General features: G+C 45.8%; 7 protein-coding genes. 5 read left to right on the forward strand and 2 right to left on the reverse strand.

The features are described from left to right. The first annotated feature begins 804 nt into the window (after positions 1-804). From J7I42_RS23360 to J7I42_RS23375, 4 genes are all read left to right on the forward strand, one after another. Positions 805-1,887, forward strand: a complete 1,083-nt coding sequence (locus J7I42_RS23360) for a glycoside hydrolase family 76 protein (RefSeq protein WP_209141302.1) — start codon at positions 805-807, stop codon at positions 1,885-1,887. 187 nt (positions 1,888-2,074) lie between these two features. Further along, entirely contained in the window at positions 2,075-3,496 is a 1,422-nt protein-coding gene (locus J7I42_RS23365; protein WP_209141303.1) for a glycoside hydrolase family 125 protein, read from the forward strand. A 2-nt stretch (positions 3,497-3,498) separates the two neighbouring features. Beyond that, positions 3,499-6,276 (forward strand): alpha-L-rhamnosidase, encoded by a 2,778-nt coding sequence (locus tag J7I42_RS23370; RefSeq protein WP_209141304.1) that lies wholly within the window; start codon positions 3,499-3,501, stop codon positions 6,274-6,276. A gap of 197 nt (positions 6,277-6,473) precedes the next feature. Then, positions 6,474-7,487 (forward strand): DUF6528 family protein, encoded by a 1,014-nt coding sequence (locus J7I42_RS23375; protein ID WP_209141305.1) that lies wholly within the window; start codon positions 6,474-6,476, stop codon positions 7,485-7,487. Positions 7,488-7,652: 165 nt separating this feature from the next. On the opposite strand, the gene J7I42_RS23380 is transcribed toward J7I42_RS23375, so the two are convergent. Both J7I42_RS23380 and J7I42_RS23385 read right to left on the reverse strand, forming a co-directional pair. Continuing rightward, positions 7,653-8,426: a response regulator transcription factor gene (locus J7I42_RS23380; RefSeq protein WP_209141306.1), complete on the reverse strand. Its 774-nt coding sequence runs from the start codon at positions 8,424-8,426 to the stop codon at positions 7,653-7,655. 5 nt (positions 8,427-8,431) lie between these two features. Continuing rightward, the gene (locus J7I42_RS23385; RefSeq protein ID WP_209141307.1) at positions 8,432-11,557 is read right to left on the reverse strand and encodes a ligand-binding sensor domain-containing protein; all 3,126 of its coding nucleotides are present in this window, start codon (positions 11,555-11,557) and stop codon (positions 8,432-8,434) included. A 206-nt stretch (positions 11,558-11,763) separates the two neighbouring features. Between J7I42_RS23385 and J7I42_RS23390 the strand changes: the two genes are divergently transcribed. Further along, positions 11,764-14,928 (forward strand): SusC/RagA family TonB-linked outer membrane protein, encoded by a 3,165-nt coding sequence (locus J7I42_RS23390; protein ID WP_209141308.1) that lies wholly within the window; start codon positions 11,764-11,766, stop codon positions 14,926-14,928.

Genomic DNA, 14,928 nt, shown 5'->3' on the forward strand with positions numbered 1-14,928 from the left:
ACCGCCTCTCCAATTAAGCTGCAGCATCTTACTGATTGGCAAGACGTGAAACGTGAAAGGTTAAACATGATACGGCAAACCGGCCTTCGCTGCGCTCAGGTCCGTCAATCGGCAATCGTGAATCGGCAATGGAAATGCGGGATTCGGCTGCGCCTTATGCCCGGAATAAGGATTACGATATTCGGCTTATGCCTCATATTTCCGAACCTGGATTGATTCCTCTTTATCTCTATTACAACATTCGGCTGGGTCCCTCATGGCTGAAACCTAAAGCTGATTTACTTCCATCATCGACTATTGCATTCAGCTGCCGCCTCATGCCCGAAACAAGGATTATGATATTCGACTTACGCCTCACATTTTCGAAACTGTAGTGATTTACCTCCTTCATCTCTACTACAACAACATTCGGCTGACGCCTCATAGCCGGAATAAGGATTACTGAATTCGGCTGCGCCTCATATTTTCGAAACTGTAGTGATTCACTTCCTTCATATCTATTACAAGAAAATTCGGCTGACGCCTCTCCTCATGGCGGGAACGGAGCCAACCTGGGACCTCCCCGAACCTGGAACCAGCAACCAGCAGCCCGAAACTTCAAGCTTTGAACTGTGTAATTGATATGCAAATCAAATAGCCATTAATTAGATATTCATTATAGAATAATATATATGTGAGTTAGGAGTGCTGGGGGCTAGTAAAAGTGAATTTGGTTCAGTATATTCAAGATAAATTCATTTAAAGCCCAATGGTCCATATGAAAAGCGGTTGATTAATTAATATTAGAAATTAAAACGCCCTATTATGAACCAGTTCCTGACTCTTTTAGCCCTTTCAATTTTATCAGTAACCACCGCCTTTTCACAATCAGTAAAGATCAACTGGTCAAAGGCTGCCGACAGCGCCCAGCAAGCTCTCACCACCCAGTTCTGGTCAAAAAGTCAAAACTATTTCCTGCACAACAACAACGGAAACGACACCTTCGACTATTGGTGGAATGCCCATGCCCTTGATGTACTGGCCAATGGATTTACCCGTACCAAAGACCCTGCTTATACTGCCCGTATGAGCAATCTGCTTACCGGGATCTATAACATGAACGGTAGTCATTGGGCCAATAAGTTCTATGATGATATGGAATGGCTGGCCCTCGCCTGTTTGCATGCCTACGATGTTACCAATGACAGCAAATACAAAGAAGTGGCCGAAATACTGTGGGACAATATTAATGCTGGCTGGACAAACATCCATGGCGGTGGGATCATGTGGCAAAGCGGTATGCCTGATTCAAAAAATGCCTGCAGTAACGGTCCGGCCATTATCATTGCTGCAAAACTGTACAAACTCAATAAAGCAGGGGAGGACCTGAGTTGGGCAAAGAAAATTTATCAGTGGCAGGAAGCATACCTTGTTGATACAAGTCGTGGTGTAGTATGGGACGCCTTTGGCAATTATAAGGAAACTGGCCTCTATACCTACAACCAGGGTACCTGGCTGGGCGCAGCGCTCGAACTCTATACCATCACTAAAGACAATAAATACTTACAGGATGCGCTGAAAACTGCCAATTACATCATAAAGGACCAACAAAAATTTGCGCCCAATGGTATCCTGAAAGATGAAGGCGCAGGCGACGGCGGATTGTTCAAAGGCATCTTCATCAGCTATTTAAATGAATTGATCCGATTGAAGGAGATCAGCCGTTCAACCCGTAACGAGTATATTCAATTCCTGAAAACAAATGGAGAAAGCTTACTTACCAAAGCTACTTACCGACCCGATTATATCTTCAATTCTGACTGGAGTGCCCAGCCAAAAGGACCTAAAACAGATGGCTCCATACAACTGAGTGCCTGTATGTTACTGGAAGCATTAGCCGGATTATAGATCTAATTACTTTCATTCGATATACCTGCAGATACCCCAGCATGTTTGTTGCAAATCCCTGACTGAAAAGCCGGGGATTTGCGTTTTAGGAGAAGAGGTGACTTTGGGGGTTTATTGCCAATCAAATGCTGCTAAACGAATTAAACATGTAGATTTACCAGCAAATTTTGCAATAAACATGTCACATATGAAAAGGCGAAGCTTTATTCAACAATCTACTCTGGCAGGCGCTGGTTTATTACTAGGCAATATGCGTGGCCTGACAGCCCCCCTTCAATACCCCGTAGTTCGTACCCCGGCCGATAAACGGAACTTCACCAGTACCGCAGTGGAAAATGCCATAAAAGAATTCCAGGCCAATGTTAAACAGCCTGAACTGGCCTGGCTGTTTGAAAACTGCTTCCCTAATACACTGGATACTACTGTGTTTCATACTACGCAAAGCGGGCGCCCCGAAACTTATGTGATCACCGGTGACATCGATGCTATGTGGTTGCGAGACAGCAGCGCCCAGGTATGGCCTTATCTGGCATTTATGTTGCAGGATAAACCCCTGCAACAGTTGATCGCCGGCGTTATCAATAAACAAACCGCCTGTATTCTGAAAGATCCATATGCCAACGCATTCTATAATGATCCCGAGAAGAAAAGTGAATGGGAAAAAGACCATACCGATATGAAGGCCGGTGTGCATGAACGCAAATGGGAGATCGATTCGTTATGCTATCCTATCCGCCTGGCTTATCGCTACTGGAAACTCAGCGGTGATACAACGCCTTTCGATGCACAATGGCAACAAGCGATCAAGACCATCCTGGCTACCTTCCGCGATCAACAACGTAAGAGTGGCAATGGTTCCTATAAATTTCAGCGTACTACACCGCATGCCACCGATACGCAGCCTATGCGCGGTTATGGCTACCCGGTAAGACCAGTGGGATTGATCTGCTCGGCTTTCCGCCCAAGTGATGATGCTACGCTGTTTTCTTTCCTGATACCTTCTAATTTCTTTGCGGTAGTGAGCTTACGGCAAGCTGCAGAAATGTTCACTGTCATCGTAAAAGATTCCGCTACTGCTGCCCAGTTAAATGCACTGGCCAGTGAAGTGGAGAAGGCATTACTACAATATGCCATAGTAGAGCACAAAGGCTATGGAAAGGTATACGCCTATGAAGTGAATGGCTTTGGCAGTTTCAATTTAATGGACGATGCCAATGTACCCAGTCTGCTCGGTATGCCTTATCTGGGTGCCGTAAAAACATCAGATCCTGTATATCAAAATACCCGCAAGCTGGTGTTGTCAGCTGACAACCCTTTCTTCTATAAGGGCAAAGCGGGTGAAGGTATTGGCGGTCCACACGTTGGACAGGATATGATCTGGCCCATGGGAATCATTATGCGCGGACTTACCAGCACCAACATTACCGAGATCAAAGCCTGTATTGACATGTTGCGAAAAACTCATGCCGATACTGGTTTTATGCACGAATCTTTTCATAAAGACGATCCCAAAAAATTCAGCCGTAGCTGGTTCGCCTGGGCAAATACCTTGTTCGGTGAGTTCTTGTGGAAGACATATAAAGAACAGCCTGCATTATTAAAGAGCTAAGCATGTTACATAAGAAAGCAATTTGCGCCATTGTATTAATGGTCTTTGCTATTAATACAATGGCGCAATCGGTATGTTTACCCGTGGAGTTGCGCTGTGAGTATCTGACCAATCCCTTAGGGATAGATGCTGCACAACCGCGTTTTACCTGGCAATTAAAGGATACCCGCAAAGGAGCATGGCAAACAGCGTTTCAGGTTATTGTTGGGACCGACTCACTGGCTGTAAGCCAGGGTAATGGAAATTTTTGGAAAACGGATTCCATGCCATCTGCCCAGCAACTGGTGGTTTACCAGGGCAAACCCCTGCAGCCATTCACCCGGTATTTTTATGCGGTTCAGGTATGGGATAAAGATAAACAGGTATCACCGTTATCTTCAGTTGGTTGTTTTGAAACAGGTATGATGAACAGCGTCAATTGGCAAGGCGCCTGGATCAGTGACAGCCGGGACATCAATACTAAACCGGCGCCTTATTTCAGAAAGGCATTCTCTCTTAATAAGAAAATACGGTCCGCCCGCGCATACATTGCAGTCGCCGGGTTGTATGAACTATATCTCAATGGCAACAGGATCGGCGATCATCGCCTCGATCCTATGTATACCCGGTTCGACCGGCGCACCCTGTACCTTACCCATGATGTGACTGCCCAGCTGCAAAGCGGAAAAAACGCCATTGGCGTTCTGTTGGGTAATGGCTGGTACAATCACCAATCAACAGCCGTGTGGTATTTTCATGAAGCTCCCTGGCGCAACCGGCCCGCGTTCTGTATGGACCTGCGCATTACATATGAGGATGGAAGCGTGGAAACGATCACCTCAGGTAAAGATTGGAAAACAACCGGAAGTCCGGTCATCTTCAATAGCATTTATACTGGTGAACACTATGATGCCCGCCTGGAACAACCCGGCTGGAGTGAAGCTGCTTTTGATGATTCAAAATGGAAAGAAGTGATCTATCGCGCGGCCCCATCAACGAATATTGTAGCTCAGATTATGCAGCCTATCCGCATCACAGATACTATACCCACTAAATCTGTACATGCTTTTAACGATACCACCTTTGTGTTTGACCTTGGCCGGAACATCGCAGGTGTAAGCCGCCTGACAGTCAATGCGCCGGCTGGTACCCTGTTCCGGTTAAAGCATGGCGAACGGCTGCGACCAGATGGCCATGTTGATCAATCGAACATCGATGTACACTACCGGCCGGTTGGTACTGCCGATCCTTTTGGTACCGACATCTTTATTGCCAGTGGCAAGGGCAACGAAAGTTTTATGCCCCGCTTCAACTACAAAGGATTTCAATACATAGAAGTGACCAGCAGTGTACCCGTGAAACTGGCAAAAGAAGCACTAACCGGTTACTTCATGCATAGTGATGTGCCCGCGCTTGGTACGGTAACAACTTCCAACCCTGTCATCAACAAGATCTGGCAGGCGACCAATAATTCCTATCTGTCAAACCTTTATGGTTATCCCACCGATTGCCCCCAACGGGAAAAGAACGGCTGGACGGGCGATGCACATATCAACATAGAGACGGGGCTGTACAATTTTGATGGTATTACCATTTATGAAAAATGGCTGGCCGATCATCGGGATGAACAACAGCCCAATGGCGTGTTGCCAGCCATCGTTCCTACCAGTGGCTGGGGGTATGAATGGGCCAACGGTCCCGACTGGACGAGCACCATCGCCATCATTCCCTGGAACATTTATTTATTCTATGGTGATACCCTTTTGTTAGCGCGTTGTTACGATAACATCCAACGCTATGTTGATCACATTGACCAGTTATATCCTTCCGGTTTAACCACCTGGGGATTGGGCGACTGGGTGCCGGTAAAATCAAAATCACCGGTTGAGCTTACTTCGTCCATCTACTATTATACTGATGCTTATATTCTTGCCAAAGCCGCACACATCCTGGGCCATTCAGCTGATGGAGAAAAGTATGATTCGCTGGCCACCAGGATCAAAAGCGCCATAAACGACAAATACCTGAACCCGGTAACCGGCATCTATGGCAGCGGAACGCAAACCGAATTAAGTTTTCCCTTATACTGGAACGTGGTACCTGATTCCCTGGTAACGAAAGTCGCTGCTAACCTCGCTAAACGGGTAGAGGCCGACAGCATCAGACTTGATGTGGGACTATTGGGCACCAAATCCATCCTGAATGCATTGAGTGAAAACGGCTATGCTGACCTGGCTTATAAACTGGCTTCAAGGGAAAGCTTTCCCGCCTGGGGTTGGTGGATCGTAAATGGCGCCACTACTTTATATGAGAACTGGAAGATCGATGCCGCCAATGACATTTCACTCAATCATATTATGTTTGGCGAAATAGGCGCCTGGTTCTACAAGGGATTGGGCGGAATAAAACCAGCAGCAGAATTACCAGGCTTTAAATGGTTCTTATTGAAGCCGAATTTTGTAAACGGACTGAACCAGTTGGATGCTACCCACCGGTCGCCCTATGGTACTATTGTATCGTCCTGGAAACGAAACGGTAGTAAAATATCTTATACCGTTGTTGTACCACCTGGTGCCAAAGCAACACTTCAATTGAGTGTATCAAGAAATCAAAAGCTTTTTAAGAACGGTCAACTCAGAATGCCATTGATCAATTCATATACTGAATACCTGGGGGCCGGAACGTATACCTACGAATTACAAACCCAGGCAAAACCTGTCAATTACCGAAAAATCTTAGGAAAGGCGTTCACTTTCCCGCCCCTCTTTTATTCTGATGGGTTACCGGCTATTAAAGAATAAGGTGCCAACTTTTGCGGCTGGTGATTATTTACTATATATTCATAATCTATTATTATTAGATTATTTCCTATTGCATAAAACCGGCAACTATAACCACCTGCCGGATGTGCATATCTTTGTCATGTATTTTAAAACGGGTAAAGGCTTTTTTTATAGAATGCAGTGTACAACCTTATTACTTATTAAAACACTTATTCATGAAAAAGATCTTTTCCGTTTCCCTCTTCTTTTCCCTGGTATTTGCACTGGGATGTAAAAAAAATGTCTCTCAAATACCTGTAACTGATGACGCCTCGGAGTTGGTAACGACACAGGCCGCTGAAGAAGCTACTGCCAAAGAGATAGTTATCTGCGATCAAAAGAATGCCCGTATCGTAATGGTCGATGTGGCCAACAGTAATACAATTACGTGGGAATGGAAACCCACTGCCTCCTATGCCATGATCCGTTCTGGTGCGCAAGGCTGGTTCTCCAACCTCAGCGAGGCCAAACCGATATACAGTGGTAAATATATTCTGGCTACTGCATCGGGCGGTGGGGTGGCCATCATCAATGTATCAACCAAAAAAGCCATCTGGTACGATTATGCCGGTGGAAATACCCACTCCGCAGAAGTACTTCCCAATGGTAATGTGGTTACCGCTTCTACCACTGGTGGCTACCTGCTTATTTTCACCGTAGATTCCTATATTAATGACGACAGCAAACAAGGAGGAAAGGTAACCTTTGAAGATGTGCACAATGTGGTATGGGATAAAGCCAACAACCTGTTATGGGCAGCCGGTAAAGACAAGCTGAAGGCCTTCAGTTATAACAACAGCTGCGGCAGCCCGGTCCTCACTTTAAAAAAGACCTATACCATGCCACAAGGCAATGCACATGACCTGTTCCCAGTGTATGGCAGCACTACCGATCTGTGGCTAACAAACAGTGGACATGTCTATAAATTCAATGTATCTACTGGTGTATTTACTTTGATAAAAACTATCAGTGGGGCAAAATCGGTGTGCAATGGCCCTGATGGCTATGAAACCATCCTGGATGTTGCCAATGGCAATGGCGGAGAGACCTGGCGCACTGATGTGATCACCGACCTGAATGGCGCTACTGTTTTCAAGAACACCAGCTTTGGAATGTACAAGGTGCGTTGGAAACTCGTCAATTCATTCAGTTATCCGGCGGGGGATTCGTTTCATGAATGTACTCATTAATGGAAAAGGGGATAGGCAAGACCTGTAAGGAGCGCCATTTGAGTCAGTGTACGTAGATGGCTTAAGCGCTCCTGACAGGTCTTGATAAATGAACAAGACCTGTCAGGTCCAAGGTGTCAGGCTGATAGTGCAAGACTCAATGATGGACCTTACAGGTCTTCATTCTCAAGCATCCTTATTCTTCCGCAATGCATAATCAGTAGGAGCGACCCCAAACTGTTTATGAAAATTCCTGGTGAAATTACTCTGCGAACTAAATCCCGTCATGGCGGCAATCTCATACATTTTATAATCACCGGAGACCAGCAGTTCGGCGGCTTTTTTCAGCCGGGTAATATGAATCAGTTCGAGCGGTGTATGGTCGCTGATGGCGGTGATCTTGCGGTATAAGGTCACCCGGCTCATATTCATGTACCGTGCCAGTTGTTCCACATCCAGCTCCACTTCTTCCATATGCTCAATGATAATGGCATGCAGCGTAGCCAGAAACTGTTCATCGGCTTTGGTATGCGCCATACTATTAATGTGCACCAGCGGGGAATTGGCAAAATACTCCCGGATCATATTGCGATTGGTGAGCAAACTGGCCATCTGCGCCAGCAGGTGCTCCTTTGAAAAAGGTTTTTCTATATAGGCATCGGCACCCAGCTCCAACCCCTGCACTTTGGCCTGAATGGTATTCTTGGCCGTAAGCAGAATGATGGGAATATGTGAGTACTCCACATTCGATTTGATCAATGAACACAATGCAAACCCATCCATATCCGGCATCATCACATCACTGATGATCAGTTGTACCACGTTCGAAGCCAGCGCCTGCAAGGCTTCCTGTCCATTCGATGTTTTCAGTACTGCGTATTTTGGTTGCAAGATCCTTTCCAGGAAATCCAGGATTTCCTCTTCATCATCTACCAGCAAGATCAGCGGCAATTGATTCATAAGGTTTATTTCTTTTTTATAGGTGGTTGTAATGGTAAGCAAAGCACAAATGTATTCAGCGCCCCGGTGTTCTCTTTTACATACAGTTTACCCTGGTGCAACAGCGTGAGCGAACGGGCAAGGGTTAAACCAATGCCTGTTCCTTTTTGTTTTATATTCTCTTTTATTCGATAGAAGGGTTCAAAGATCCGCTCCCGCATGGATACCGGTATCAACACGCCATCATTGGAAAACTCTACTACAAATGCGGTGTCTTCTTTTTGTACGGGTAACAATTGCACGGTGATTACCTGTTCCGCATACTTCACCGCATTGCTGAACAGGTTGTAGAGGATCTTATTCAACGCATCTTCATCTACCCATCCAATTACCGGGGTGTCGGGTAAAAATAGCATAAACTGCAGGTTCCGTTTTTTGGCCAGTGGTTGAAAGCTTGTATACACTTCCTGTAACAGGTTGGTGATATTCACCTTTGTAAAATCAAGACTAAACCCCTTTGCTTCCGTTTGGCGGAAGTCGAGGATCTGCGTGATCAGCGTCATCAGCCGGTTGGTATTTCTTTCCATCATCGTCACATCTTCTTTAATGGCTGGTAGTTCTTCCACTTTTTCCATCAGATTTTCTACAGGGCCTTTTATTAAAGTAAGCGGGGTCCTGATCTCATGTGCTACATTGGTAAAGAACTCGAACTTGGCTTCATAAATTTCCTTCTCCTTTTTTTCCAGTGATCGCTTGTGATAGCTTTGAATAAACGACCAGGCAATGGCGATCACTATGGCCGCGTATATCAGCCATGCCCACCAGGTGTTATAAAAGGGTGGGGTAATGATGAGCTGCAATTGTTTCTCCTGGCTCCAGTGGCCATTGGTGGCAGCCATCAATCGAAAAGTATAGCGGCCCGGCGCCAGGTTGGTAAAGTACACCTTGCGATTGGTGGAAAGGTATGTCCAGTTTTTATCCAGACCCTCCATTCGGTATTTGTATTCGGTGATCTCCGGACTGGTATAACTTAATGCTGCAAAATCAATGCTGATGGAAGATTCATCATATGGCAGCGTGAGGGCATTGGTATATAGAATGGACTGCTGCAATGGGGAATGGTCTTTTTCAATCAACAGTTCTTTATTATGGACCTGAAACCCGGTGATATACACCGGAGGGGCCAGAGAAGAAGCCGTAAAGGTTTCGGGGCGAAAAGCGATCATTCCTTTTATTGACCCGAAATATAATTTCCCACTCGGGTCCTTATACCCGCTGTTGTAATTGAACTGATCATACAATAACCCGTTGGCCTTCGTGTAAACGGTCATGGTCTGTGAAACAGGGTCCAGTTTTACCAACCCTTTGGAGGTAGTGATCCAGAGCTGCTGGTGATCGTCTTCCACTATCTTGAACACAAAATTACTGGGCAACCCGTTTTGCAGGGTGTAGCGGGTAAAACGTTGTCGCTGGGCGTCCAGTTTACAAAGTCCGCCGCCTTCCGTGGCGATCCAGATATTATGGTGACTGTCTTCCCCAATGGCATTGATATCGTTGATAGATAAACTATTGGTATCATTCGGATTGTTTCGCAGCCGGCCCCAATGGTGGGTGAGCGGGTCGTAATACAGCACCCCCTGGTTATGCGTGCCAGTCCAGATAATGCCGGCATGGTCTTCCGTTAAACAACTGATAAATTCCCCATACTCGGTTTCATGCAGCCACTCAAAAGCTTTTGTAGCCTTGTGGTACTGGTACAGACCGCCGCCACTGCCAACATAGATCTCACCCCGCCTGGTTTGCAGCATGGTTACTATGAAATTGTTTCTGAAAGTATTGTCATGCACATTGCTGCCATAGTGTTTGACCACCTGGCCTGTTTTGCGGTCAATAATGTCGAGCCCATGATCAAGCGTGCCCACCCAAACTTCGTTGCCCAGCACCAGCAAACCATGAATATTGTGATAGGCAATACCGGTGGGTGTGCCTGTTGGTTTATAATGCGTAAAGGTTTCGGTACGTGGGTCAAGCTTGTTCAGTCCTGCGTCCTCCGTGCCGATCCATATATTACCATCCGGGTCTTCACATATTTCGCGCACCGCGCTGCCACTGATGGTTTTATTGGTACAATCGGGAAAGTATTTAGTAAAGGGAGTATAAGGTTGGGGGTAATAGTTCACGCCGCCAAAATAAGTCCCGGCCCAAACGCCGCCTTCGCGGTCTTTACACAACGTATAAACTGCATTATCCGATAATGAATACGGGTCTGAAAACTGTTTTTTCAGGTTGGTGAACTCACGTGTTTTAAGATTATAAATGAAAATGCCCGACTCGGTGGCAAACCAGTATTCATTGTCGGTGTATTGAATGATGTCGCGAACATAAATGGTGGTTTTGTCGGCGCTGTAGATCAGCAGATCGGTATAACTGCCGGTAGCAATATTATAGAGTTTGATGCCCTGGCAGGTAGTGCCAATAAAGATCGCGTCCTTACCGGCCGGATAGATCTTTTTTACAAAACAGGTAGGCATTTGAGGGGAATGCGCAAACACATCTGGTCCGGCAAATGTTTGCGTCACGGTATCAAAGCGTTTCAGGCGGCCATCTGTAGACCCTATCCAGATGTCACCGGCTCCACTCATACAAAGCGCAGTAGCATAATCCGTTTTTTCTGGTGGAAATGTTGTTAACCGGCGGGTAGTAAAATTGTACCGGCAAACCTTTGCGTAGGAGCGGAACCACAGTTGCCCCTGGCGGTCCATCTGGATATCATTGACCTCCGGCAGCGAATCAATAAAACGAACCAGTCGTTCTTTCGCATAATCAAAACGATACAACCCGTTTTGCGTGCCCACCCACAGGTTGTCTTTTTCGTCGGCAAACAAACAAAAGATAAAATCCTTTTTCAATTGTTTGCCTTCGCTGTCTGACCGGAACAGTTTAAACCGGTATCCATCGAACCGGTTCAGCCCCTCCTTGGTGCCAAACCATAAAAAGCCTTTGTTATCCTGGATGCTGCAATACACCGTATTGTTCGACAATCCATTCTCTACCTGGTAATGTTTGAAATAATAGGGCTGACCAGCAGCCGTATTAACGGACAGCCATAATAATAGTAATAGCAACAATCGTTGTGGTAGTAAGCAGTTCATCCCGGTCTTATACTTTATTTATAAGGGAAGTGAACGGTAATATAAGCAAGAATGGATCATAAAAATACAGTATGTAACAAAATGATTTAATTCTGAAACGCAGGGAATAAACGCTGTGGTGCTAAAGATTTTATTTCATTGTTTGAAATTTTATTAAAGAGTGCATACTCTTTAGCTGCCATTTTTAACCAAACATTGATTGCTTTATGAAAAAATTGAACAGGCATGTATTGCCTCCTCCAAAAACCATGTCCCTTGTTTTTCTGCTCCTTTTTATTTTCAATTCTTTAAACGGCTGGGCCCAAAACAAACCGGTATTTACCGTTTCCGGACTGATCAAAGACAGTACCGGTGCGGCTGTTGCCAATGCTACCGTGCTTGAAAAGGGCACCAAAAATGCGGTAACCACCAACAACGATGGTGCCTTTAATATTAAAGTTTCCAGTGAATCGGCGGTACTTATTATTTCATCGGTGGGTTTTATAAACCAGGAAACGCCCATCAACAGCCAGGCTTATCTATCCGTTCTGTTACAAAAACTTCGGCAGGACCTGGGGGAAGTGATCGTAGTGGGTTATGGTACCACCAAGAAAGCCTCTGTTATTGGCGCCGTTGTCGCTGTTACTGATAAAGACATTGGTATGGTGCATGGCGGTTCTACCGTAAGTACCAGTTTAGCCGGTAAATTACCCGGTGTGTCTTTCCGGATGCAGGATGGCCGGCCAGGCGCCAGTGCCAACCTGCAGGTGCGCAATATGGGCGATGTATTATACGTGATCGATGGTATTCAACAGGATGCCGGGCAGTTCAATAACCTGGCGCCAAATGATATTGAAAGTGTTACCGTATTAAAAGATGCTTCCGCAGCGGTATATGGCGTGCGCGCCGCAAATGGTGTAATTGTCGTTACCACCAAACGGGGCAAACTCGGCACCCGCAACACAATTAATGTAGAAGCCTATACCGGTTACCAGAACTGGACACGATTTCCCGATGTAGTGACCAATTCCTACGATTATATGCGGTATCGCGCCGAAGCGGAGATCAACCGCTATGGCAGCACTACCATAACGCAGGAGGAACTGGAGAAATACAAAGCCGGTACAGAACGCGGGTACCAGAGCTTTAACTGGAAAGATTTTATCGTAAAAAAGAATGCGCCTCAGCACTCCGTAAATGTGAATGTTAGCGGCGGATCTGATAAGATCAACTATTATTTATCAGCCACCCACCTGTACCAGAACTCTGTACTGGGACGTGAATATAAATTCAACCGTACCAACATCCAATCGAATGTAAGCGCCAAAATTGCCAACCGGCTAAAAGTAGGGGTGAATATCAATGGCCGCATTGAAACACGCGACAACCCCGGTGTGCCCTATGGTGATGATTACTGGCTGGCCCGTTTTGCCATTCTGCGCAATACCCCGCTGGAACGGCCTTATGCCAATGACAACCCGAATTATCTCAATGACATAAAACACAATGAGACCAATTGGGCCTACCTGAATACGAAATGGAGCGGTAAATACCACAATGAGTGGCGGGTGCTGCAAACTAATTTTAATGCCGATTATGAAGTCCCCTATGTAAAAGGGCTCACCGTAAGTGGCGTTTATTCGTATTATTTTGCGGATAATTATTATAATAACCATGAGTATACCTATGTAACGTATACCTATAATCCGCTTGATGATACCTATAAGCCAACTGGTGGTAGTACCAATCCCTGGCGGGAACGGGAACAGATCAAACAGATCAATATTACCCAGCAACTGAAACTGAACTACAACCGCACATTTGGTTTACATACCATCGGGGCGCTGTTCGTGAATGAACGCATTAAGAACCAGCGCCTGCGTAACAGGATCCATTCTGTGCCCAGTACCAATGCGCTCACGCTTATTTATTTCAATACGGCTGATACATATGAAGACAGCGATGATAAAGAAGCACGTATCGGGTACATCGGCCGTTTTACCTATAATTACGATAACAAGTATTTCCTGGAAATGTCGGCCCGTCGCGATGCCTCGTATTTGTTTGCGCCCGGCAACCGGGTGGGGTATTTCCCCTCGGTATTTGGCGGCTGGCGAATTACAGAGGAGCCCTTTATGCAAAAACTCCTGGGTGGCAACAACCCATTAACTGATTTGAAATTTCGCGGATCGTATGGGATCCTGGGAGATGATGGCAAACAACTTGGTCTGGACCCATTCTCTTATGTACAGGGCTACAACTATAACCAGGGCATAGCTATTTTAAGCGGTGTACCTGTTGTAGGTTCGAGAGACCGCGGGGTGCCCATCACCAATATTTCCTGGTTGAAAAGTAAAATGACCGATGTAGGGCTCGACTTCGCTTTATGGAATGGAAAGCTGAGCGGTACCTTCGATTACTTCTATCGCAAACGTTCTGGTTTGCGTGGCCGTAAATCAGATGTATTAGTGCCTTCAGAAATTGGCTATACACTGCCTGATGAGAACATCAACACCGATGCACAGTATGGTCAGGAAGGCGCATTGACATACAATGGGTCCTATAAGAAAGTACGTTTCAGTGTAAGCGGTAACCTGTCGTATTCCCGCTCAAAATTCCTGGCATCTTACAATCCCGTGTTCTTTAATTCCTGGGACCAATACCGCAACTCAGGTGAACACCGTCTTACCCGGATCAACTGGGGATACGATGTAGTTGGCCAGTTCACTACGCAGGAGCAGATCAATAATTATCCCGTGAACATAGATGGACAGGGCAATAAAACTTTGTTACCTGGTGACCTTATATACAGAGATGTGAATGGCGATAACAAGATCGATGGTTACGATGAACGACCTATCGGGTATGGCAGCGACAACAACCCGCCTAATATCAATTATGGCATCAGCCTTACGCTGCAATATAACAACTTCGATTTCCGGGCCGATTTCTCCGGCGCCTCTGGTTATACCTGGTTTCAGAATTGGGAAACCAGAAACCCTTTCCAGAATGATGGAAACCTGAATACTATTTTCCTTGATCGCTGGCACCGGGAAAATCCATTCGATACCAAGAGTGGCTGGATCCCCGGCAAATACCCAGCGCTGCGTTTTAATGAAAGTGGTCACAGCAATACTAACCGCCCATCCACCTTCTGGGCGCATAACATAAAATATTTACGCGCCCGTACGCTGGAATTAGGGTATTCACTGCCCAAAAATATCATCAGCAGGGTAAAAATGGAAAGGGCCCGGTTCTATATAAATGCTTACAACCTGTTCTCGCTCGACAATGTAAAAGATTACGGCATCGATCCTGAGATCAATGATGACAATGGGTTGCAGTTCCCGCAAAGCAGATTTATAAACGTAGGACTTAACCTTTCCTTTTAA

It is taken from the genome of Niastella soli, from assembly GCF_017742245.1.
GTDB lineage: Bacteria > Bacteroidota > Bacteroidia > Chitinophagales > Chitinophagaceae > Niastella > Niastella soli.

What these genes read in the sequence shown, in the direction of transcription:
- J7I42_RS23375 (WP_209141305.1), top strand. Translation starts at nt 6,474, where the DNA reads ATGAAAAAGATCTTTTCCGTTTCCCTCTTCTTTTCCCTGGTATTTGCA.
- J7I42_RS23365 (WP_209141303.1), top strand. Translation starts at nt 2,075, where the DNA reads ATGAAAAGGCGAAGCTTTATTCAACAATCTACTCTGGCAGGCGCTGGT.
- J7I42_RS23360 (WP_209141302.1), top strand. Translation starts at nt 805, where the DNA reads ATGAACCAGTTCCTGACTCTTTTAGCCCTTTCAATTTTATCAGTAACC.
- J7I42_RS23385 (WP_209141307.1), bottom strand. Translation starts at nt 11,557, where the DNA reads ATGAACTGCTTACTACCACAACGATTGTTGCTATTACTATTATTATGG.
- J7I42_RS23370 (WP_209141304.1), top strand. Translation starts at nt 3,499, where the DNA reads ATGTTACATAAGAAAGCAATTTGCGCCATTGTATTAATGGTCTTTGCT.
- J7I42_RS23390 (WP_209141308.1), top strand. Translation starts at nt 11,764, where the DNA reads ATGAAAAAATTGAACAGGCATGTATTGCCTCCTCCAAAAACCATGTCC.
- J7I42_RS23380 (WP_209141306.1), bottom strand. Translation starts at nt 8,426, where the DNA reads ATGAATCAATTGCCGCTGATCTTGCTGGTAGATGATGAAGAGGAAATC.